Here is a 21,988-nt window from a genome sequence, read left to right as displayed (position 1 = left end):
CGCCCCCAGCAGATGGGTGGCGAAGGAATGGCGCAGCGCATGGGGCGTGGCCGTGGCGGGAAGGCCGAGCGCGGCGCGCGCCTTCTCCAGTCGCAGCTGGATAATCCGTGGACTGAGTCTCTTTCCTCGAACGCCGATAAAGAGCGGATCGTCTGGTCCCAATTTTTTCGGGCAGAGATCGAGATAGCGCTGAACTGCTCTGCGCGCGACGGGCAGCACGGGAACGACGCGGGCCTTGTTTCCCTTACCGGTCACACGAAGCGCGTCGCGACCCTTGATCGGCGCGTCGGCGACCTGAAGCGACAGCGCTTCGGAAATGCGCAAGCCCGAACCGTAGAGCAGCGTCAGCACAGCCGTGTCGCGGGCAAGAGCCCATTCCGGCGCATCGGGGGCGGCGATATCGGCGCCTTCCATGAGGGCGGCTGCTTTCTGCTCAGGAAGCGGCTTCGGCACGGCATGCGGCAGCTTCGGCATGGATACGGCGCGAACCGCATCGTTCTTGCCGTACCCGCGCCGCTCCAAGAACCGAAAAAACATGCGCAGCGCGCTTAGCGAGCGGGAAAGGCTGCGGCTCCCCACGTCCTGGCTGCGGCGATAGGCGAGGAACGAGCGCACATCCCGGGCCGACAACGACAGCAGCGCTGGCATGTCGGGCGCCCCACCCAAATGTTGGGCTAAGAAGCGGAGGAATTGCCCCAGATCGCGAGTATAGGCCTCGACCGTATGGGCGGCGAGGTCGCGCTCCGTGGTCAGATAGGAAAGCCACGCCTGCACGGCGGCGGCCACATCCGGCGCCGTCCCAATCTCTGCGAGGTCTCGTCCGACAGTGTCTTGCAGTTTCGAAGCCATCACGCTCCCCGACGATAGCACACGCGCTACTATGGCGGAGTGAGTCGTTAACCTCTGGCTAACCTCACTGCCTAACACCAACGGAAACGCGCTGATCGTGGCCAAGCCAAAGCAAAACATGCCGGAACCAGACCAGACGCTGCTGATCCCCGAAGACACGCCGGTCACGGTCCCGGTGCTAGTCCCGCTCGCGCTGCCCGCCCCGTACGACTATCTCGTGCCGAAAGGTGCACAGGTCAGGCCGGGATCCTTCGTGGTCGCACCGCTGGGGCCGGTCAAATACGTCGCCGCTGTCTGGCGACGGCCGGAAGGCGAGTCCGCACCTGAGGTTCCGAGAGCCAAGCTGCGCACGCTTCTCGAAGTGCTGGACGACGTGCAGCCACTCCCGCCCCTGTCGATCGACTTCGCCGAATGGGTCGCTGACTACACGCTGACTCCGCTCGGCATGGTCCTGCGCATGATGATGAGCGCCAGTGCCGCCTTTCAGCCGCCGGCGCCGCGCTATGGCGTGCGTCTGGCCGGGCCGCCGCCCGAGCGCATGACCCCGGCGCGAACCCGCGTACTGGAAGCTGCAGAGAATGGGCTGACCTGGGTGAAATCCTTGCTGGCCGAAGCTGCGGGCGTCAGCCCCGGCGTGATCGACGGCCTGGTCGATGCGGGCACGCTCATCGCCGAGCCCGTGCCGGACGTTACAGCTCAGGTGCTCGATCCGGTGCGTCTCCGGGCCACGCTCTCCGACGAGCAGTCCACGGCGGCGGAGCTGCTCCTCGACAACACGCACGACGGCTTCACAGTGTCGCTGCTCGATGGCGTGACCGGATCGGGCAAGACAGAAGTCTATTTTGAAGCCATCGCCCAAGCGCTCACAGACGGCAAGCAGACGCTCGTCATGATCCCGGAGATCGCACTGACCGCTGCTTTCCTCGCCCGCTGCGAGGAACGGTTCGGCGCACGGCCGGCCGAGTGGCATTCGGGCCTCACCAAGTCGGCGCGCGGACGAACCTGGCGCGCAGTGGCCGAAGGCAAGGCGCAGCTCGTGGTCGGGGCGCGCTCGGCGCTGTTTCTGCCCTTTCCCAATCTTGGGCTCATCGTGGTCGATGAGGAACACGACCAGGCCTACAAGCAGGAAGACCGCGTCTCCTATCAGGCCCGCGATATGGCCGTGGTGCGCGGACATCTGGGCCAGTGTCCGGTGATTTTGAGTTCGGCGACGCCCTCGATCGAGAGCCTGGTGAATGTGAGCCACGGCCGCTACCAGCACATTCCCATGCGCGCGCGATATCGATCGGCCGGGCTGCCGGACCTGACCGCCATCGATATGCGAAAAAACGCGCCCGTGCGCGGGTCCTGGCTGTCGCCAGTGCTGACCGAGGCTATGGCCAAGACCTTGGCGCGCGGCGAACAGGCGCTTCTATTCCTCAACCGGCGGGGCTATGCGCCCCTGACGCTCTGCCGCAAATGCGGTTACCGCTTCGAGTGCCCCAACTGTTCCGCTTGGATGGTGGAACACCGGTTCCGCCACCGGCTCGAATGCCACCATTGCGGCAAGTTCGCACCCCTGCCCGACGAATGCCCCAGCTGCGGCGTCGAGGACTCGCTCGTCGCCTGCGGGCCGGGCGTCGAACGCATTGCCGAGGAGGTCGAAGCGCTGTTCCCGGAGGCACGCCGCGCGATCCTCTCATCCGATCTGACGCCGCGCATCTCGGACTTGCGCGAGACATTGCGGGAGATCGAGGACCGCGAAGTGGACATCGTCATCGGCACCCAGCTGGTGGCCAAGGGCCATCATTTTCCGGGACTGGCGCTCGTGGGCGTGGTGGATGCTGATCTCGGTCTGGCTCAGGGCGATCCGCGCGCCGCCGAGCGCACCTTCCAGCTCTTGAGCCAGGTCACCGGACGGGCAGGCCGCGAGGCAATTGCCGGGCGCGGCCTGCTCCAGACCTATATGCCAGAGCACCCGGTCATTCAGGCCCTGGTCGCGGGCGACCGCGACGCCTTTTACGCTCGCGAAATTGAGGCTAGGCGCGAGGCCGGCATGCCGCCCTTCGGGCGCCTTGCCTCGATTCTGATCTCAGGGTCGGACCGGGCGGCCGCCGAGAGCTATGCGCGCAGCATCGCCCGGACTGCGCCGCCGGCCGACAAAATTGAGGTGCTGGGACCCGCCGAAGCACCCCTCTCGGTGGTCCGGGGGCGCTACCGCTTCCGGATTCTGATCAAGGCGCCCCGTGAGGCCGACATTCAGGCCTATTTGCGCGTCTGGATGGCGGACATCCCCAAGGCGCGGGGCAGTATCCGCCTGTCCATCGATATCGACCCCTATAATTTCCTCTGAGACCCGATCGAAACCGGCACCTGCGGCGTTAGATTCGCGCACCCATGTTGCGCGCCCGTCACCCCTATGTTACAGGCTGCGCGGGGTGTCCAAGGAGTGCATCAGCGGGGCCTTTTTCTGGCATTTTGCCGTTGACGCAGGGGCTCTAATCCCAGCATTTATCGGGCTGCATTAAGGGTAGGACGGCGTAAGCTTGTGCCTGCCCGTGAGGGAAAGGCTTGAGGGACGTGGCAGGCGAGGATCATACCGTTTCGGGCGTTGCAGGCCGCTATGCCACGGCACTTTTCGAGCTAGGGCTCGAACAGAACTCGCTTGAGAAGATCGAGACCAATCTGACCCAGTTCGGCGAGGCCCTCGATGCTTCCGAAGACCTCAACCGGCTCGTCAGAAGCCCCATGTTTTCCGCCGAGGAACAAGGCCGGGCGCTCGAAGCCGTCCTTGACGAAGTAAAAATCGATGGCCTAACCAAGAATTTTCTGATGCTGGTCTCCAAGAACCGCCGGCTTTTCGCCGTGCCGGGCATGACCGAGGCATTCCGCGCGCTCCTCGCTGACCACCGGGGCGAAATCAGCGCCACGGTGGTATCAGCCGCAGCACTCAACGACACGCAAGTTACAGCCTTGAAGCAGGCCTTGAAGGCCGCTGTCGGCAAAGACGTCATGCTCGATCAGCGTGTCGATCCGAGCCTACTCGGTGGCCTCACGGTGAAGGTCGGCAGCCGCATGATCGACACCTCGCTTCGCACTAAACTCACCCGTCTCAAGCACGCCATGAAAGAGGTTGGCTAATGGATATCAGAGCCGCCGAGATCTCCGCGATTCTCAAAGACCAGATCAAGAATTTTGGGCAGGACGCCGAAGTGGCCGAGGTCGGCCAGGTACTCTCCGTCGGTGACGGCATCGCCCGCGTTTACGGCCTCGACAACGTTCAGGCCGGTGAAATGGTCGAATTTGCCGATGGCACCCAGGGCATGGCCCTCAACCTCGAAATCGACAATGTCGGCATCGTGATTTTCGGCGACGACCGGAACATCGGCGAAGGCGACATCTGCAAGCGTACGGGCAACATCGTGGAAGCCCCTGTCGGCAAGGGCCTTCTCGGCCGCGTCGTCGACGGTCTTGGCAATCCAATCGATGGCAAGGGTCCGATTGACGCCACCGAAATGCGCCGCGTGGATGTGAAGGCGCCGGGCATCATTCCCCGGCAGTCCGTGCATGAACCCATGCAGACCGGCCTCAAAGCCGTGGACGCGCTGATCCCGGTCGGCCGTGGCCAGCGCGAGCTCATCATTGGCGACCGTCAAACCGGCAAGACCGCGATCATTCTCGACACGATCCTCAATCAGAAATCGGTCAACGATCGCGGAGACGAGTCCGAGAAGCTCTACTGCATCTACGTAGCCGTGGGTCAGAAGCGTTCGACCGTCGCTCAGTTCGTGAAGGTCCTCGAGGAAAACGGCGCGCTTCCCTATTCCGTCGTCGTCGCCGCCACGGCGTCCGATCCGGCCCCGATGCAGTTCCTGGCGCCGTTCACCGGCTGCACCATGGGCGAGTATTTCCGCGACAACGGCATGCATGCTCTCGTCAACTACGACGATCTGTCCAAGCAGGCCGTGGCCTATCGCCAGATGTCGCTGCTGCTTCGCCGCCCGCCGGGACGCGAGGCGTATCCGGGCGACGTGTTCTACCTTCACTCGCGCCTGCTGGAGCGCGCGGCCAAGCTCAATGCCGACAACGGCTCGGGCTCGCTGACCGCCCTACCGGTGATCGAAACCCAGGCCAACGACGTGTCAGCCTATATTCCGACCAACGTGATTTCGATCACGGACGGCCAGATCTTCCTTGAGACCGACCTGTTTTACCAGGGCATTCGGCCCGCGGTGAACGTGGGTCTGTCGGTGTCCCGCGTGGGCTCCTCGGCGCAGATCAAGGCTATGAAGCAAGTCGCCGGTAAGATTAAGGGTGAGTTGGCCCAGTATCGCGAGATGGCGGCCTTTGCCCAGTTCGGCTCCGACCTCGATGCCACGACGCAGAAGCTGCTGAACCGCGGCGCGCGTCTGACCGAACTTCTCAAACAGGGGCAGTTCTCGCCGCTCAAAGTCGAAGAGCAGGTTGTCTCCATCTATACGGGTGTGAACGGCTATCTGGACGATCTGTCCGTTTCAGATATCGGCCGCTTCGAAGACGAGTTCCTGCGCTACATGCACACGGAGCATCAGGATGTTCTCGACAGCATCCGGGACGAGAAAAAAATCTCCGACGAGACCGGCGAGAAGCTGAAAAGCGCCGCCGAAAAATTCGCCAAAGCCTTTGCGTGAGTTGACACATGGCCTCGCTTAAGGAGCTTCGGAACCGTATCGCCTCGGTTAAGGCGACCCAGAAGATCACCAAGGCCATGCAAATGGTGGCCGCGGCGAAGCTTCGTCGAGCGCAGACGGCGGCCGAGGCCGCTCGCCCCTATGCCGAGCGCATGGAGGCCGTGCTTGCTAACCTCGCCAAGGCTCTCGAGGGCCCTCAAGACGTCGGAACACCTCTCATGGTGGGGACGGGCAAGGACGATGTGCATCTTTTGGTGGTCTGCACGTCCGAGCGCGGTCTTTGCGGTGGCTTCAATTCGTCCATTGTCCGCATGGCACGCGAGCAGGTGCTGGCACTCACCGGCCAGGGCAAGCAGGTCAAGATTCTCTGCGTGGGCAAGAAGGGTTATGACCAGCTGCGGCGCCAGTTCGAGCCGCAAATCATCGACACCATCGAATTCCGCGGCATCAAGCAACTGACCTTCGATCATGCCGACCAGGTCGGACAGAAGGTCCGCGCCATGTTCGAAACCGGCGAGTTCGATGTGGCGACCTTATTCTACTCGAAGTTCAAGTCGGTCATCAGCCAAACCCCCTCGGCGCAGCAACTCATTCCGGCCTCTATTCCCAAAGGAAGCGACCGCGGCGTGGATCTCGACGGCGCGATCTACGAGTACGAGCCGGAGGAATCGGAAATTCTCGCCGATCTTCTCCCGCTCAACATCACCACCCAGATTTTCAAGGCACTCTTGGAAAACGCCGCGTCCGAGCAGGGCGCCCGCATGAGTGCCATGGATAGTGCGACGCGCAATGCCGGCGACATGATCGGCAAGCTAACGCTGAACTACAACCGAACCCGCCAGGCCCAGATCACCAAGGAGCTGATCGAGATCATCTCCGGCGCTGAGGCGCTTTAGTCAGTCAAGGAACGGAACGATGGCAAAATCCCCAGTGGTGAAAGAAACAAAGAAGCAAGAGAAGCGTATCGCCGAAGGCAAAGGCCCCAAGGGCCAAATCCGCCAAGTGACAGGCGCCGTGGTCGACGTGCAATTCGACGAGCACCTGCCGGAAATTCTGAACGCGCTTGAAACAGAGAACCAGGGCCACCGCCTCGTTCTGGAAGTCGCCCAGCATCTCGGCGAGAACACCGTACGCACCATCGCCATGGACGCCAGTGAAGGTCTGGTGCGCGGCCAGCAGGTTGTCGATACGGGTGAGCCGATCGCCGTTCCCGTCGGTCCCAAGACGCTGGGCCGCATCATGAACGTCATAGGCGAGCCGGTGGATGAGCTGGGGCCGATCAAAACCAAGGACTCCCGCCCGATACATGCGCTCGCGCCGGCCTATGTGGACCAAGCGACGGAATCGGAAATTCTTGTCACGGGTATTAAGGTCGTAGACCTCCTCGCCCCCTACGCCAAGGGCGGCAAGATAGGCCTGTTCGGCGGTGCGGGCGTGGGCAAGACCGTGCTGATCATGGAGCTGATCAACAACGTGGCGAAGGCTCACGGTGGCTACTCCGTGTTCGCCGGCGTCGGCGAGCGCACGCGTGAGGGAAACGACCTCTATCACGAGATGATCGAGTCCGGCGTGAACAAGGACCCGAAGGAAGGATCAATTGACGGTTCGAAATGCGCCCTCGTGTATGGCCAGATGAACGAGCCTCCTGGCGCGCGTGCCCGTGTGGCTCTGTCGGGCCTAACGGTTGCCGAGTCTTTCCGCGACGAAGGCCAGGACGTGCTGTTCTTCGTGGACAATATTTTCCGCTTCACCCAGGCCGGCTCCGAAGTGTCCGCTCTTTTGGGTCGCATTCCCTCGGCCGTGGGCTATCAGCCGACGCTGGCCACCGACATGGGTACCCTGCAGGAACGCATCACCACCACCCAGAAGGGTTCGATCACCTCGGTGCAGGCCATTTACGTGCCCGCCGACGACTTGACCGACCCGGCACCGGCTACCTCGTTCGCCCATCTGGATGCTACCACTGTGCTGTCGCGGACGATTGCGGAGAAAGGCATCTATCCGGCCGTGGATCCACTCGACTCCACTTCGCGCATGCTCGACCCGCGTATTCTCGGTGAGGAGCACTACGCAGTGGCCCGTCAGGTGCAGGAGATCCTACAGCGCTACAAGGCCCTGCAGGACATCATCGCTATTCTCGGCATGGACGAGCTTTCCGAAGAGGACAAGGTCGCCGTGGCCCGCGCCCGTAAGATCGAGCGCTTCCTGTCTCAGCCCTTCCACGTGGCCGAAGTCTTCACGGGCTCGCCGGGTGTGCTAGTTGACCTTGCCGACACGATCAGCGGCTTCAAGGGTCTGTGCGATGGCGACTACGATCACCTGCCTGAGGCAGCCTTCTACATGGTCGGAACCATCGAAGAGGCCGTCGCAAAGGCCGAGAAGCTCGCAGCCGAGGCCGCTTAATGCCCGATTTGTTCACATTCGAACTAGTATCGCCCGAGAAGCTTCTGTTCTCGGGCGAAGTTGAGCAGGTGCTCGTGCCGGGCGCCGAAGGCGACATGACCGTTATGGCCAAGCACGCGCCACTCATCACGACGCTCCGCCCCGGACTGCTCGAACTCGACTTTCCGGGCGGCAAGCGTCAGCGCTTCTTTGCCCGCGGGGGCTTCGCCGAGGTGATCCCGGCCGGGCTTACGGTCTTGGCCGAGACAGCGATCGATCTTGACGAGATGGACGCCGCGCACCTTACGCAAGCCATTTCGGATGCCGAAGAGGATGCCACTGACCTATCGGGCGATGCGAAGGATCGGGCCGAACTGACGCTTGAGCATTTGCGGCAAGTCCAGATGGTGCTCAACGCCTAGCAGTGTTTTCGCGAGCACCATGGCGCGCGACCGGCTTCGAGCCCGACTCTACCCCAAGCCGAGCGGCGCGAACGCCGCGACCACGGCTGTATAGACGGCACGTTTGAACGGCACGACCAGTGCCGGCAAAACACCCATGGGCACCCAGCGCCACGCATCGAACTCCGCCTTATGGTTGGGTCGCGGCTTCAGGTCGATATCGCGCTCGGTCCCTTCGAACCGCGCCGCATACCACATCTGCTTCTGACCTCGATATTTGCCCTTCCAGGCGACTCCCACCAATTCGGGCGGCAGGTCATAGACAAGCCAGTCCTCGGTCTGGGCAAGAAAGGTGGCATTGCGCACCCCGGTCTCTTCCCATAGCTCGCGCCGCGCGGCGTCCTCGGCGGCTTCGCCCTTGTCGATTCCGCCCTGGGGCATCTGCCACCATTGGCCGTGGCCCTCGGATGCCCCTTTGCGCTCAGCGCGCCGTCCAACGAAGACCTGCCCGTAGGGGTTCAGCAGCATGACGCCCGCGCAGGGGCGATAAGGCAGTTTGGTCGGATCGGTCATTGGCTAAGCGTTGATTGGCTGGAGTTTGCAGCAGCGAGACGCCGTTGGAGGAGATACGAGCCGTGACGCGCGCGCAAGACGCAAATGTCAGCCCGTCCTCAGCCCTGGCGCGGTGTCCGGACTGCCGCGCTCACCGGGACGAGAACGAGGCCCTTGCGTTCCAGGGACCCGGCCCAATCGGCGATCCGTTTGACGGTCCCGAGCGCCGCCTTGGCAACGCCGATCGCGGTTCCGTTCTCTTTCGCCGCGGCTTCGAGCTTAGCTAACTGGCGGTCCATCCGCCCATCGTCGAGTTGGACATCGGCCACCTCGTATTCGAGCTCGAGTGCTGTCGCGACCCGGTCCGTAACCGAGCCGTCCGTACTTCCATCGGCCAGATAGAGAAGACCGCGGCGCTTAAGTTCTTCGAAGACGGGGGCGACCGAGCCGAGGTCCGACTGAAACTTCGCGCCCATATAGTTCGTCACGCCGATATAGCCGGCATAGCGCGACATCGCCCATTGGAGACGCTTGATATTGTCTTTTGGAGGGAGAGTGGTGAGGAGAGCGTGGGGGCCGGGGTCGGTCGAGGGGTAATTGTTGGGCTCCAGGGGAATTGCGAGGAAGACCTCGTGCCCAGCCGTGCGAACTTTTGTCACTCGCTCCTGGAGGCCGCGCCCGTAGGCGCCGTAGGCGAGGCTGACCGGCGGTGGCAGCCCCTTGATGATGTCGCCGTCAGCCGCCCCTGGAACGCCAAGTCCGTTCAGGAGCACCGCAACCCGTGGAGGTCCGCCCTCCACGGCGGCGTAGTCGGAGGGCCGCGCATAGACGTCGGAGGGCCGGCTGCCGTCTTCAGCAACCTTAGGCAACGGTCCATAGGGCGACTCCTCGACCATGGCCGGTTGAGGGGCCTCGGGCAACGGCTCGTCCGTCGATCGATCGATGCCGGGCACGAGGCTCGCCAAGGAGACCTTGGGAGCGGAAGCGCTGGGGCCCGGGGTGCCGGCGTCAGGCGTGTTGGGGTCAGAGGTACTGGCACCAGGTGCCGATGACGGCACTGCCGCGACGTTCTCGCCCTCATCTTCCAACGCGCCACTCGGACCAGGAAGCGCGGGCGGCGCCGGCACCTGACCGGGCGCCATATTGGTGCCCTGTCCGGGCGGGGCGAGTGTCGGCGCATTAGGCTGCAGCGCGGCAGGCTGTCCCGGCCGGGCGGGAGCCATGGCGGGCCCCGTCACCGAAAAACCAGGCGGAAGACCAATCGAACTGGGGGTTCCCGCGGCCGGGGGCGCCGATGGGGCAGTGTCGATCTGCACGACCTCGGCGGGTTCCGGTCCAGAGAGGAAAATCAGCGCCGTGACGCCAATCACCAAGGTCCAGAATAAGATCCCCGAAGCGACCGTTAGGGCCTTCATCCTGTGGCCTTCATGTTGTCGTCCTCCCCACTTCCAGACCGGACCGCCTGGTTACCGCCCTTGTGCCAAGGCTAGTACATCAAAAGGCAACCGGCCAAGCCCGCTTAACGCTTCCCCACGGATTAAGCGATCGCGGACCTGCGGTCTAGTTGGCCGCCTCTGCCTTATGCTTAAGCTCCGCGTCGTCCACCGACTTGATACCGCGCAACAAGTCGAGCCCATAGTTGAGCTGCGTGTCCTTTTCCTTGTCCTCTGGCACGTAGGAAGAGCTGCCGGATTTCTCTTCTTCCGGGTTCTCGGTCGCCTCGTTTTTGAGGTGGCCACGCAAATTGGCCTCGCCGCGGGTGCCCAGAACTTCCTGCTTCTTCTTCAGTTCCTCAGGGAGTTCCTCCTCAACCACGATGAGCGGATCAATGCCCTTGGCCTGGATTGAACGTCCCGACGGCGTGTAGTAGCGCGCCGTGGTCAGCCGTAAGGCGCCACTCGATCCCAGCGGAATAATGGTCTGCACAGAGCCCTTGCCGAAGGACCGCGTACCGATCACCGTGGCGCGCTTATGATCTTGCAGAGCGCCCGCGACGATCTCAGAGGCCGAGGCCGAGCCTCCGTTGATCAGCACGACAAGCTGCTTACCGTCAGTGATGTCGCCCTTGCGCGCATTGGACCTTTGAGTCTCCTCGAGATTTCGTCCGCGCGTCAGAACGATCGAACCCTGATCGAGGAATGAGTCCGACACCGAGATAGCCTGATCTAGCAGACCGCCAGGGTTGTTTCTGAGGTCGATGATGTAGCCCTTCAGGTTCGACCCAAGCTGCTTCTCGAGGTCCTTGACTGCCTTCACGAGATTTTCGGTGGTCTGCTCGTTGAACGTCGTGATCCGGATATAGCCGACGTCGTCGCCCTCGACGTTGTACCTGACCGGGTTGATGTGAATCATGTCACGAACGACCTTCACCTTGAACGGGTCGTCGGTCCCCTTCCGCACGATCGTCAGCGTGATGGGGGAATTGACCGGACCGCGCATCTTCTCGACGGCTTCCTGGAGCGTCAGCCCCAGAATCTGCTCCTTGTCTAGATGGGTGATGAGGTCGCCACTCATGAGGCCAGCCCGCGAGGCCGGCGTGTCCTCGATCGGAGACACAACCTTCACGACGCCATTCTCCATGGTGACTTCGATACCCAGCCCGCCGAACTCACCGCGGGTCTGCACCTGCATGTCGCGGAAGTGCTTGGGGTTCAAATAGGCCGAGTGTGGGTCGAGCGCCGTCAGCATGCCATTGATCGCAGATTCGATTAGCTTGGCATCCTTGGGCTCTTCCACATAGTCCGCGCGGACTCGCTCCAGAACCTCGCCAAACAGGTCGAGCTGCTTATAAATCTCCGAATTCGCGGCGGAGGCAGACGGGCTTCGCGCGAGGCTCACCATCGTCGTGCCCGCGGCAATCACCGCAACCACCAGTAGCGCCCACAGAGCGTATTCGGATTTCCGCATCATCCTTGCACCTTCCCGGATGCCTCGGCCCACCATGGGCCGGGGTCTATTGGCTGTCCGTCCTTCCTAAATTCGACATAGAGGACGGGGCGTGAATTTTGGTCGCCGCGATTGCCCGGCGCTATTGAGTTGCCCATCACAGCGATCGGCTCGCCGGCAAGAACGAATTGGCCGAGGCTAACATCAATGCGGTTCATCCCCGCGAGCAGAATATGATAGCCCCCGCCGGCGTTGATGATCAAGAGTTGGCCATAGGATCGGAACGGCCCCGAATAGACCACCCAGCCGTCCGCCGGCGACGTAACGCGGGCTTCGGCACGGGTTCGTAAGGAGACGCCTTGGAGTGCCGCGCCTTCGGCATCCGTGTCGCCGAAGCCTTGGGTTCGCCGTCCTTGCGCCGGAAGCCTGAGGCTCCCTTTTGCGTCGTCGAACGACATGGCGGGCTTCAAACGGTCCGGATTGGCGAACGCGACCTTCGTCGACTCCGGTTTGAGCTCGATCACCCGCTCGTTTTCGGGCGTCGGAAGAACTTCCTGCTTTAACCGTTCTTGCAGCGCCTTTTCCGCCGCGAGTTCGGCGTCGTACTGCGCGACTTCGGCCTTGGCGATTTTCTTATCCAGCACGAGGACCAGATCGCTCAGACTCTCGACCTCGGAGGCCAGCGTCTGCGCCGACTGTGTAAGCAAGGCGAGCTCCTCCTGATTGTTCGTCTCTCTGGACTTCTTCTCGTCGATCAGCTGATCGAGACGCTCTCGCTCCGCGGCAAGCTGATCGGCTTCGCTCCGCTGCGAATCGCGCTCTGCGCGGACACGCTCCTCGATAGCGGACAAGTCCTGGAGGCTGTCCGTCAAACTGTCGGCCTGGTATTTAAGCTCCGGATAAACTTCGGCGAGCAGCATCGCGCCGCGCACGACCTTCAGCGCATCGTCGCGCCGGGTGACGATCGCCGGAGGCGGCGTCCGCCCAATCTTCTGCATGGCGCTCAGCATTGTCACAATAGCGGTCTTTCGCTCGTCGATCGAAGTCTGCATGACATTGACTTGTGCAGTTAGCTCTGCAAGCTCGCTTTCGGTTTCTGAGAGTATCGCTTCGCTCGCCTGAACGCGTTTGCCGGCCTCGATCAACTCGGTCTTGAGCCGCGCCCTTTCTTCCGCCAGCGCCGCAAGGTCCTTGGTAAGGCCTTCCGCCCTGACCTGGCTGGATTTTAACTCTTGTTCGGTCTCGTCGAGACGCTGTTTGGCTTCGTCCCGAGATAGATCGTCCTGGCCGAGCACGGTTCCCACAGGCATCACGAGCAACGCCCCAAGAATAAGGGCGGCGCTGAAGTTTAGAGTGGTGAATATCAGTCGCTCGTCGTGCGCCATGCGTCCTGGCCGTTCAGTCGATGGCACCGGAGGGAAGCGGCAGAATAAAGGCAAGATCCTTAATAATCCTTAATCATTGGGGCCTTACGCCCGGTGATAGGGATGCCCCGCCAAAATTGTCATGGCCCGGTAGAGCTGCTCGGCAAGGACGATGCGGGCAAGTCCGTGCGGCAGTGTCATGGGCCCCAGAGACAGCGATAGCACCGCGCGGTCAAGCACCACTTGGCCGAGCCCATCGGGGCCGCCAAGCACGAAGGCCAGCCCCGGAGACCCAGCCTCGTCCCGGCGCGCGGCAACCTTGTCGGCGAAAGCCTCGCTTGAGAGAAATGCACCGCGCGGGTCCAAACAAACAACGGCGAAATCGGCTGGAAGTTTCGTCAGCAGCGCATTGGCCTCCGCCAACTGGCGGCCGGGCGCATCTTGCACTCGTGATTCGGTCAATTCAACGGCCGAGACGGGCGACAATCCAAGACTGCGGCCAAGCGCCTCGGCGCGGCCGAGATAGTGGTTGCAGAGCTCACGCTCTGGTCCTTGCTTGAGCTTACCGACTGCGGCGATCAGCAGACGCATAGCCAACCTCCGCCGCACGTGCCGGTGGCGATCTTTTTACTCAGACCACCAATCGCTCCAAAGGCCGATCCGCGGACCACATCTTTTCGAGGTTGTAGAACTCACGAACCTCCGGCCGAAAGAGATGGACAATAACCTCACCCGCGTCGATCAGCACCCAGTCTCCCTGGGGCAGGCCTTCCACGCGCACACGGCCATAGCCCTCGCCTTTAAGCGCTTTGATGAGATGGTCGGCCAAGGCGCCGACATGCCGCTGCGAACGACCCGAGGCGACAACCATGTAGTCGCCAATCGAAGTCTTTCCATCCAAATCGATGACCGCAATGTCTTCGGCTTTGCCGTCGTCGAGCGTTTCGATCACGATCTTGAGCAGTCTTCCTGGCTCGGCGCTGAATGACGCAAGCCCGGATGGAGGTGTACCGTTCTGGGTACCCTCGCTAGGTGAGCGCATGTTTGCTTGGGTTTCCTTCTACCATTGCTCCTGGAAGCGGTTCCAAACTATGCCCCTTGCACGACGCTTGGAGCTTCTTCGACAAATGCCACTTCACCTTCTTACAATAAACCGCCGGCGACCCTAGTTTCAATAGATAGTAGAAGCCGGTTCTTATTGCTCTTGATCTAGTAAGCTAGTCCGATTCCAAGACACTTTCGCGAAGCGCGGTCGACGAAAGCCCCGAGAGCCGATGCGTGAGGATGGTCCAAGCCGGCGGGCGCAGCCTGGCGAGCCCGGCCGCATTGGTCTCGTCCACATAAGCGCCGGCGAAACGATGAGCTGCCTTGCTCGCCCGGGCCCTGAGGCGATAGCCGGGCCGGTCCAGAACCGCGATGGGGACAAGCTGGAATATTTCGGGCCAGGCTTTCCAGAGATGAACAGTGGCGAGATTATCCGCCCCCATCAGCCAGACGAAATCGACTCCTGGAAAACGCTGCACAAACGCGGCGAGCAAATCGGCCGTATAGGGCGTGCCAGTGCCGCCGTCGAAGCCCGTGACCACGATTCGCGGATGATTCGCAATGTCATGCGCCGCCAACACGCGATCTGAAAGCGGCGGCAGCTCCGAAACGTCCTTCAGCGGGTTGCCCGCCGTGACCAGCCACCAGATCTTATCGAGGCCCAGCCGCTTCAGAGCCGCAAGGCTGATCTCCCGATGCGCCTCATGTGCAGGATCGAAGGATCCGCCCAGAAGACCGATCCGCATCCCGGATGCCGCCATCGGCGGGCGCCAAGCCGCAGGCAATGCTGGGCTCAAAGCGCGGGAGTCGGTCAAGGCCGCGTCTGGCCCTGCCCGCGCACCACATACTTGAACGTGGTGAGCTGCTCCACGCCGACGGGCCCGCGCGCGTGGAACCGCCCCGTCGCGATACCGATCTCCGCGCCCATGCCGAATTCGCCGCCATCGGCGAACTGGGTCGATGCATTGTGCAGAACAATGGCGCTGTCCACGCGGGACAGGAACCGCGCCGCCGCTGCCTCGTCGGTCGTAACGATGGCTTCGGTATGGTGGGAGCTGTGTTCGGCTACATGGGCAATGGCATCGTCGAGATCGTCCACCACCTTGACCGCAATGATAGGCGCCAAATACTCCGTATCCCAATCTTCGTCCGTTGCCGTCTTCACCCGGCTATCCGTATGCTGTGTATCGGGATCGCCGCGCACTTCGCAGCCTGCCTCGATCAGCGCATCGACGATCGGCGTGAGATGCGTCGCGACCGCGGCGCGCGCAACAAGCAGCGTTTCTGCAGCACCACAGATACCGGTGCGCCGCATCTTGGCGTTGACGACGACATCACGCGCCATGCCGAGCGGCGCGGTCTCGTCCACATAGATGTGGCAATTGCCTTCGAGATGCGCGAACACAGGCACGCGCGCTTCCTTCTGAACCCGCTCCACAAGACTCTTACCACCGCGCGGGACAATCACGTCGATGGCGCCATCGAGACCACCGAGGATGTATCCGACCGCCTGCCGATCCACGGAAGGAACGAGCTGAACCGCCTCCGCTGGCAAACCTGTGGACTTGATCGCCTGTGTCAGATGATTGGCGATCACGAGACACGTCAGGAAACTGTCGGAGCCGGAGCGCAGGATCAAGGCGTTCCCGGATTTAAGACACAGGGCCGATGCGTCGGCCGTTACGTTCGGACGGCTCTCGTAGATCATGCCAATCACTCCGAGCGGCACCCGGACTCGTGCGATCTCAAGCCCGTTGGGCCGGGTCCAGGACGCGATCGTTTGACCGACGGGGTCGGGCAGACCCGCAACCTCGCGCATCCCCTTGGCCATCGCAGCCACGCGAGCCTCGTCGAGCCGCAGCCGGTCCAAGAAGGCGGCAGCGCGTCCGTTTTTCTCGGCCGCTTCCAGATCCTTGGCGTTCGTGGTGAGAATTTTGTCCGTACCCGCCTCAAGCGCGGCCGCCGTCGCCTCCAGCGCCGCATTCTTCTGCTCGGTCGATGCCATGGCCAGCTCGGCTGCGGCATCGCGGGCGAGACGCCCCATATAGAGCATCATCGGCTCAAGGCTAATGGCCGGATCCTGGGCGGGAAGAGACACGTCAAGCACCTTTCGTTTCGGTCGGAGGGCTCGTCTTAAGAGCTCTTCTTCCTGAGGCTCATGTCGTCGCGATGGATGAGCTCGGGACGGCCAAGATAGCCTAGTTTATCAGCTATTTCACCGCTCTTGCGTCCGATGATCGCAGCGGCGTCCGTATGGCTATAGGCCACGAGCCCACGGCCGATTTCCGTTCCCCCAAGGGTCCGGATCGCCACGGCGTCGCCTCGCTCGAAGCGCCCATCGATCCGCGTGACGCCGGCCGGCAGCAGGCTCTTGCCCAACCCCAGCGCAGCAGCCGCGCCGGCATCAATGACGACTACTCCACGGGGCTCAAGCGTCCCTCCGATCCAACGCTTTCGCGCCGTCACAGGGTCCGAATGGGCCAGGAACCAGGTGCAGATCCCGGTCGAAGCCAGCGCCGATAAGGGGTTCAGGACCTTGCCGCTCGCGATCACCATATTGGCGCCCGCGCTCACGGCAATCTTTGCCGCCTCGATCTTGGTGACCATGCCGCCGCGCGACAACTCGGAGCCCACATCTCCCGCCATCAACTCGATCTCGGTGGTGATTTCCGCGACCTCGTCGAGTCGTGTGGCTTCCGGGGTCGAGCCCGGCGGCGCCGTATAGAATCCGTCCACGTCGGACAGCAACACGAGGCAATCCGCGCTCATCATCGAGGCCACGCGCGCGGCCAGCCGATCGTTGTCGCCATAGCGAATTTCGTTCGTAGCCACCGTATCGTTCTCATTGACCACGGGAACCGCGCCGAGCTTCAGCAGCGTCGAGATCGTACTGCGTGCATTGAGGTAGCGCCGCCGTTCCTCCGTATCGCCCAAAGTTAAGAGGACCTGCGCGGCAGCGATCCCGCGCGCGCGAAACGCGCTCTCATAGGCATGAGCCAAATGAATCTGCCCTACGGCCGCAGACGCCTGGCTGTCCTCGAGCTTGAGCGGCCCCTTGGGCAGGCCGAGCACGGTACGCCCGAGCGCAATGGCGCCCGACGAGACGAGAACCACTTCCTTGCCGGACTTGCGCAGCTCGGCGATGTCGTCGCACAGCGCGTCGAGCCATGCAGACCGCAATACGCCGGCCCCGTTGCCGACGAGCAGCGCGGACCCAATCTTGACGACGATGCGGCGCGCATCTGTCCATTCGGATCTCATGGCCGCCACCTCTCTTCGGCCTGCGGAACCGACGTACGGCACTCCCCCGCCCGCATGGCTTCGACCTCGCGCGCAAGCGCCGCCAGGACTTCCGGCACGCCCTTGCCGGTCACGGCAGAGACGAACAGCGGCTTGAATCCCGCGACGTCTTCCAGCGCGCGCGCCTTCTCAGTGAGGTCATCCGCGTCCATGGCATCGACCTTCGACAAGGCCAGGACTTCGGGTTTATCGGCGAGCCCGGCGCCATAGGCCTCCATTTCGCCCCGCACGATTCGATAGGCCTCGACGGGATCCTCGGCCGTCGCATCAACCAGATGCAAGAGCACAGCGGTCCGCTCCACATGACCGAGAAACCGATCGCCGATACCGGCGCCTTCATGTGCGCCCTCGATCAGACCGGGAATGTCCGCCAGCACGAAATCGAGGCCGCCGAAGCGCACCACGCCGAGATTGGGATGGAGCGTCGTGAACGGATAGTCGGCGATCTTGGGCTTGGCCCCGCTCACCGTGGATAAGAACGTGGACTTGCCGGCGTTCGGCAGCCCCACGATGCCCGCATCGCCGATCAGCTTCAGGCGCAGCCAGATATACATTTCCTCGCCGGTCTGGCCGGGATTTGCGCGCCGGGGCGCCTGATTCGTGGATGTTTTGAAATGCGCATTGCCGAAGCCGCCATTGCCGCCATGGAGCAGCACGATAAGGGTCCCGGGCTCGGTCAGATCCGCGATCAGCGTCTCGCCGGCGTCATCGAAGATCTGCGTCCCCGGGGGCACTTTCAGAACCACGTCCGCGCCCTTGGCGCCGGTCCTGTTCGCGCCCATGCCGTTGCTGCCCTTTTTGGCCTTGTAGTGCTGCTGGTAGCGGAAATCCAAAAGCGTGTTCAGATTGGCGACGCATTCGACGATCACATCGCCGCCGCGCCCGCCGTCGCCGCCATTGGGGCCGCCGAACTCGACAAACTTCTCCCGCCGGAAGCTGACGCACCCGTTGCCACCATCACCGGCGCGGACAAAGACCTTTGCGGAATCAAGAAACTGCATGGGAAGGGATTAGCACCAGGGCCACCATCTTGCACGCGTCACGACAGAGGCTTGCGTACACATTAGGGCTGCCGCAGCGCGCCCGCTGCCCGCGCCCGGTCGAGCCGGTAGGTAAGGCACTGCACCGGTTCGCCCCGCGCCGCGCAGTCCCGCATCTCTTCCCCGTCCGGAGAAAAGCCGAGCTTTCCGAGCACGCGCTGGGAGCGCGGATTGTCCACGAAGTGGCCCGCTTTGACATAGGCAAAGCCATGCGCATCGAAAGCATGGGCTACAACCGCGCGAACGGCCTCGGTGGCAAAGCCCTCACCCCAAAAGGGCTTTCCGATCCAGTAACCGACCTCGGCGTGCTCGGCATCCATGGGCATATATCCGGAGCAACCGATCAGGGCTCCGTCCCGTGCGACGGCGAACACGACCCCTTCTTCACCCTGGCCCGCGCGGTCGACCCAAGCGAGAGCGTCGCGTTCGCTATAGGGGTGGGGAAGCATGCCGGTCATGCGGGCCACGTCGAAGTCGCCCGCGAGCGCGCGTATCGACGCCGCATCGGCAGGCTCAAGCGGCCGCAAACTCAGCCTTTGCGTTCTAATCTGCATGGGAAGACAGCGAATAAATGCAAACGCGCCCGCAACATGACGGGCGCGCCGGTTCTAGCTTTTGAGAGTTCGGAAGCGGGAAGCCTTAAGAGGCTGCGTCCGGCTTGACCGAAACATAGGTGCGGCCCTTCGCCTTAGTCGCGAACTCGACCACGCCATCGACGAGCGCGAACAGCGTGTGGTCCTTGCCAATGCCGACACCGTCGCCCTTGTGCCACTTCGTGCCACGCTGGCGAATGATGATGTTGCCGGCGATCACTTTCTGGCCGCCCGACTTCTTGACGCCAAGACGCCGTCCAGCTGAATCGCGGCCGTTACGCGAGGAGCCGCCTGCCTTTTTATGTGCCATGGTAGTGTTCCTTTAGCTCTTCTTCGCCGGGGCCTTTTTCGCCGGAGCTTTCTTAGCCGCTGCCTTCTTCACGGGCGCCTTCTTGGCCGGAGCAGCCTTCTTGGCAGGTGCTTTCTTGGCCGGAGCCTTCTTCGCAGCTGCCTCGTCGGCCTTGGCCTCGGTCTTGACGTCAGCCTTGGCTTCAGCCTTCTCGGCCGCCTTTGCCTTGGTCGGCGCCGGCTTTGCAGCCGCCTTCGAAGGCTTCTTGCCGCCGGTGAGAATCTCGGTGATGCGCAGCGCCGTCAGCTCCTGCCGATGACCCTTGGTCCGGCGGTAGCCCTTGCGGCGCTTTTTCTTGAAGACGATGATCTTGTCACCGCGCTTCTGTTCCACCACCTCGGCCGCCACCATAGCGCCGGAGACCGTGGGACTGCCGGTCGTCGCGGCACCACCGTCGCCCAGCAGCAAAACCTCGGAGAGCTCGACCATGTCGCCAGGATTTCCGGCGATCTTCTCGATCTCGATAACGTCGTTCGGCGACACGCGATACTGCTTGCCGCCCGTGCGAATGACCGCGAACATGATTCTAATCCGTCTCTTGGGGCTTGTTTTGCCAGCGCATTTTCGCTGCCGGCACCGCCTCTAAAGGAGCGATAAGCGGCGCAATATAGAGGGCAAACCTGAGAAGTCAATTCCTAGAAAGCCCCAAAAATCACGCCTTTCGAGGAAGTTCAAGAGTGTTCCGCCGTCGCGTCGCCCAAATCCGCCACCCGCGCTCCCTTCTAGGCTGCCTCTGGCCAGCATTTGGCACCAAGGACCGAGTGGATCACGCTGGCCACGCCCGCCACTAAGACCGAACCCGTCGGGCTCTGCTTCGGGCGCAGGCAGTGCCTGCCGTCCGCGGGTTGCGGTGATCGTCACGCCGAGCTACATCAGCCCGCTCGGAGAGGTGCCGGAGTGGTTGAACGGGGCGGTCTCGAAAACCGTTGAGCGCGCAAGCGTTCCGAGGGTTCGAATCCCTCTCTCTCCGCCAGTATCTACGTTTATTTTCAGAGATTTGGTTGCCAATCCACTCTGTTGTCGAATTTGTGCGATTGAAGTTCTGCTCACGGTTTGGGAGCAACCCAACGAAATGAAGGTGACGATTATCGACGGGAGCGCAACAGCAGACGATGCGCCCGTCGTGCTCAGCAGATGCAATTAGTGTTCTCATTCTTTGGAAGGCGTTTGTCTCGCGCCCGCCAAAGGAATTGTTATGGCCAAGCAGAGCCACAATTTATCGATACACGAAGCGACGTTTGAAATCCGCCGTCTCGAAACACTCATAGATATCGCAGAGCAGCGGGCCTTGCTTGGGGCCTAGGATTCTGCGCAGCCCAGGAGCTTCCCATGAAACGCATCCTCACCACCTTTGCCGCCTTAGCGCTGACTTTCGGCGGACAAGCAAAAGCTGAGACAACAGAACAGAATAGAGCGGCGGTAGCGGAGCTGGCCGCCAATTGCAGTGTTAGCTTTGAGCTGACTTATGCAATTTCGGAAAAAGTGGGGCGTCCTGAAAAATTTTTCAAAGACTTATCCCAATATTTCTTCCAAGTAGCAGAAAAATTTGACAAAACAAAAGCAAACTCCATTGTTGCCTCTAATTTGGCCAACATGAATATATTAAATGGAGATGACCCGGAAGCAATACAAAAGCTCGGTCTAACAATGAAAGAGCTAAAAGAACCTTGTCAAAAATTGAAAAAAGATCTCGACGAATCGTTCAAAAGCTACGAATAAACTGTTGAGGGGTCCCCCAGCTCTAAAAAGTCTTCTGCTTGTGCTCGTTCTTGTGGCCGTCTTTAATGTAGGGCTTACCGCTCTTGTCCTCTACGCCCTCGGTATCGGCTCTAACCTCAAAAGCGGACGTACTCAGTGTTTATTCAGACAGGGGAGATCTGCAAACCAAATTGCAAAACAACTGCGCGACACAGGATTCTACTCCACGTCACACACCAGGATGGGCAGCAGAAAAATCCCGAACGAGAGCGCACTCTTAGCTGCTGAACGGTAGAGGTCGGTACAAGAGACTTAGAACTCGAAAACCGTTGAGCGCGCAAGCGTTCCGAGGGTTCGAATCCACCTCTCTCCGCCACCAATTCAGTAACTGATATTCATTGTCGTTAAGGTTTCAGCGAGGGGTAATTCCCTCGGTGTTTCCGAGGCTTTGCCAGGCGTGCATGGTCGCACTGGTAGCTGGAGACGCTTTCGTACGCCAATTGGGCGTCTCTGCACGGGCGTGTCTCTTACGGCCGTTTTGCCAGTACCACTGTCTCTTGCCCACCAGCCCTTTTCTTGGTGAGCAAGCCAGACGGCAAACCCGAGACAGAGGTCGGTCATGGTCGTATCCCGCCGAAGGACGGTTTAGAGGAGTTAGAGGAGAGCAAACTGCTCGCGTTGGGCCTTCCACGCGAGGGGCAGGCGGGTGTCTTCCATCAGCCGGTTCGCGGTGAGCGAAGCAGGCTGCCTGCCGTTCAAGATCGCCGTGACAATGTCGGGCGCGAGGAAGGAGAGCCTGATGAGGCGCGAGACGTAGGAACTGCCGACCCCCTCCTCGGCGGCGATCTCTCTAAAGGTTAGGCTGGGATCCTGAATTAGGC

The 21,988-nt window shown here is 61.9% G+C and carries 21 protein-coding genes, 1 tRNA gene and 1 pseudogene; 8 read left to right on the top strand and 15 right to left on the bottom strand.

The window, feature by feature from the left end:
• The coding region (locus WBQ77_RS02825; protein WP_424058832.1) for a tyrosine-type recombinase/integrase at positions 1 to 849 on the bottom strand (849 nt) is incomplete at its 3' end.
• Between the two features lie 118 nt (positions 850 to 967).
• On the opposite strand from WBQ77_RS02825, the gene WBQ77_RS02820 reads away from it, so the two are divergent.
• The 6 genes from WBQ77_RS02820 to WBQ77_RS02795 all read left to right on the top strand — a co-directional run bounded on the left by WBQ77_RS02820 (position 968) and on the right by WBQ77_RS02795 (position 8,302).
• A complete protein-coding gene (locus tag WBQ77_RS02820) occupies positions 968 to 3,181 on the top strand; it encodes a primosomal protein N' (RefSeq protein ID WP_424058830.1) in 2,214 nt (737 codons plus the stop codon).
• A gap of 227 nt (positions 3,182 to 3,408) precedes the next feature.
• Positions 3,409 to 3,969 carry a F0F1 ATP synthase subunit delta gene (locus WBQ77_RS02815; protein WP_424042238.1) on the top strand — a complete coding sequence of 187 codons (561 nt, stop codon included), beginning with the start codon at positions 3,409 to 3,411 and terminating at the stop codon, positions 3,967 to 3,969.
• Positions 3,969 to 5,498, top strand: coding sequence for a F0F1 ATP synthase subunit alpha (atpA, locus tag WBQ77_RS02810; RefSeq protein WP_424058828.1), 1,530 nt, complete (start codon positions 3,969 to 3,971; stop codon positions 5,496 to 5,498). The genes WBQ77_RS02815 and atpA overlap by 1 nt, the downstream gene beginning before the upstream one ends.
• An 8-nt stretch (positions 5,499 to 5,506) precedes the next feature.
• Positions 5,507 to 6,394: a F0F1 ATP synthase subunit gamma gene (locus tag WBQ77_RS02805; protein WP_424041470.1), complete on the top strand. Its 888-nt coding sequence runs from the start codon at positions 5,507 to 5,509 to the stop codon at positions 6,392 to 6,394.
• 19 nt (positions 6,395 to 6,413) lie between these two features.
• Positions 6,414 to 7,901 carry a F0F1 ATP synthase subunit beta gene (gene atpD / locus WBQ77_RS02800; RefSeq protein ID WP_424058826.1) on the top strand — a complete coding sequence of 496 codons (1,488 nt, stop codon included), beginning with the start codon at positions 6,414 to 6,416 and terminating at the stop codon, positions 7,899 to 7,901.
• The gene (locus WBQ77_RS02795) at positions 7,901 to 8,302 is read left to right on the top strand and encodes a F0F1 ATP synthase subunit epsilon (RefSeq protein WP_424042017.1); all 402 of its coding nucleotides are present in this window, start codon (positions 7,901 to 7,903) and stop codon (positions 8,300 to 8,302) included. The genes atpD and WBQ77_RS02795 overlap by 1 nt, the downstream gene beginning before the upstream one ends.
• Before the next feature lie 48 nt (positions 8,303 to 8,350).
• On the opposite strand, the gene WBQ77_RS02790 is transcribed toward WBQ77_RS02795, so the two are convergent.
• The 13 genes from WBQ77_RS02790 to rplU all read right to left on the bottom strand — a co-directional run bounded on the left by WBQ77_RS02790 (position 8,351) and on the right by rplU (position 19,931).
• On the bottom strand, positions 8,351 to 8,854 hold the full coding sequence (locus WBQ77_RS02790; RefSeq protein WP_424042015.1) for an RNA pyrophosphohydrolase: 504 nt from the start codon (positions 8,852 to 8,854) through the stop codon (positions 8,351 to 8,353).
• Between the two features lie 98 nt (positions 8,855 to 8,952).
• Entirely contained in the window at positions 8,953 to 10,248 is a 1,296-nt protein-coding gene (locus WBQ77_RS02785; RefSeq protein ID WP_424058824.1) for a divergent polysaccharide deacetylase family protein, read from the bottom strand.
• Positions 10,249 to 10,393: 145 nt separating this feature from the next.
• Positions 10,394 to 11,743 (bottom strand): S41 family peptidase, encoded by a 1,350-nt coding sequence (locus tag WBQ77_RS02780; protein WP_424041902.1) that lies wholly within the window; start codon positions 11,741 to 11,743, stop codon positions 10,394 to 10,396.
• Complete coding sequence (locus WBQ77_RS02775) at positions 11,740 to 13,104, bottom strand: murein hydrolase activator EnvC family protein (RefSeq protein WP_424058821.1); 1,365 nt, start codon at positions 13,102 to 13,104, stop codon at positions 11,740 to 11,742. Before WBQ77_RS02775 ends, WBQ77_RS02780 begins: the two co-directional genes overlap by 4 nt.
• An 84-nt stretch (positions 13,105 to 13,188) precedes the next feature.
• Positions 13,189 to 13,674 (bottom strand): 23S rRNA (pseudouridine(1915)-N(3))-methyltransferase RlmH, encoded by a 486-nt coding sequence (gene rlmH / locus WBQ77_RS02770; RefSeq protein WP_424041900.1) that lies wholly within the window; start codon positions 13,672 to 13,674, stop codon positions 13,189 to 13,191.
• A gap of 40 nt (positions 13,675 to 13,714) precedes the next feature.
• A complete protein-coding gene (gene rsfS / locus WBQ77_RS02765) occupies positions 13,715 to 14,125 on the bottom strand; it encodes a ribosome silencing factor (protein ID WP_424041899.1) in 411 nt (136 codons plus the stop codon).
• 175 nt (positions 14,126 to 14,300) lie between these two features.
• Positions 14,301 to 14,888, bottom strand: coding sequence for a nicotinate-nucleotide adenylyltransferase (locus WBQ77_RS02760; RefSeq protein ID WP_424058819.1), 588 nt, complete (start codon positions 14,886 to 14,888; stop codon positions 14,301 to 14,303).
• A 50-nt stretch (positions 14,889 to 14,938) separates the two neighbouring features.
• Positions 14,939 to 16,183 carry a glutamate-5-semialdehyde dehydrogenase gene (locus WBQ77_RS02755; protein ID WP_424041904.1) on the bottom strand — a complete coding sequence of 415 codons (1,245 nt, stop codon included), beginning with the start codon at positions 16,181 to 16,183 and terminating at the stop codon, positions 14,939 to 14,941.
• A 77-nt stretch (positions 16,184 to 16,260) separates the two neighbouring features.
• Complete coding sequence (gene proB, locus WBQ77_RS02750; protein ID WP_424041895.1) at positions 16,261 to 17,388, bottom strand: glutamate 5-kinase; 1,128 nt, start codon at positions 17,386 to 17,388, stop codon at positions 16,261 to 16,263.
• Positions 17,385 to 18,428 carry a GTPase ObgE gene (obgE, locus tag WBQ77_RS02745; RefSeq protein ID WP_424041893.1) on the bottom strand — a complete coding sequence of 348 codons (1,044 nt, stop codon included), beginning with the start codon at positions 18,426 to 18,428 and terminating at the stop codon, positions 17,385 to 17,387. Before obgE ends, proB begins: the two co-directional genes overlap by 4 nt.
• Before the next feature lie 62 nt (positions 18,429 to 18,490).
• Positions 18,491 to 18,994 carry a GNAT family N-acetyltransferase gene (locus tag WBQ77_RS02740; RefSeq protein ID WP_424058817.1) on the bottom strand — a complete coding sequence of 168 codons (504 nt, stop codon included), beginning with the start codon at positions 18,992 to 18,994 and terminating at the stop codon, positions 18,491 to 18,493.
• A gap of 112 nt (positions 18,995 to 19,106) precedes the next feature.
• A complete protein-coding gene (rpmA, locus tag WBQ77_RS02735) occupies positions 19,107 to 19,370 on the bottom strand; it encodes a 50S ribosomal protein L27 (RefSeq protein WP_424041891.1) in 264 nt (87 codons plus the stop codon).
• A 12-nt stretch (positions 19,371 to 19,382) separates the two neighbouring features.
• Positions 19,383 to 19,931 (bottom strand): 50S ribosomal protein L21, encoded by a 549-nt coding sequence (rplU, locus tag WBQ77_RS02730; RefSeq protein WP_424058815.1) that lies wholly within the window; start codon positions 19,929 to 19,931, stop codon positions 19,383 to 19,385.
• Positions 19,932 to 20,292: 361 nt separating this feature from the next.
• Between rplU and WBQ77_RS02725 the strand changes: the two genes are divergently transcribed.
• Positions 20,293 to 20,382: transfer RNA gene (locus WBQ77_RS02725), tRNA-Ser, on the top strand.
• Positions 20,383 to 20,738: 356 nt separating this feature from the next.
• A complete protein-coding gene (locus WBQ77_RS02720; protein WP_424041888.1) occupies positions 20,739 to 21,128 on the top strand; it encodes a hypothetical protein in 390 nt (129 codons plus the stop codon).
• 633 nt (positions 21,129 to 21,761) lie between these two features.
• On the opposite strand, the pseudogene WBQ77_RS02715 reads toward WBQ77_RS02720, so the two are convergent.
• A pseudogene (locus WBQ77_RS02715) lies at positions 21,762 to 21,988 on the bottom strand (recombinase family protein); the annotation flags it as partial.

This window comes from Methyloceanibacter sp., assembly GCF_049590335.1.
In the GTDB taxonomy this organism is placed as follows: Bacteria; Pseudomonadota; Alphaproteobacteria; order Rhizobiales; family Methyloligellaceae; genus Methyloceanibacter.
This window is presented reverse-complemented; position numbering and strand designations above follow the sequence as displayed.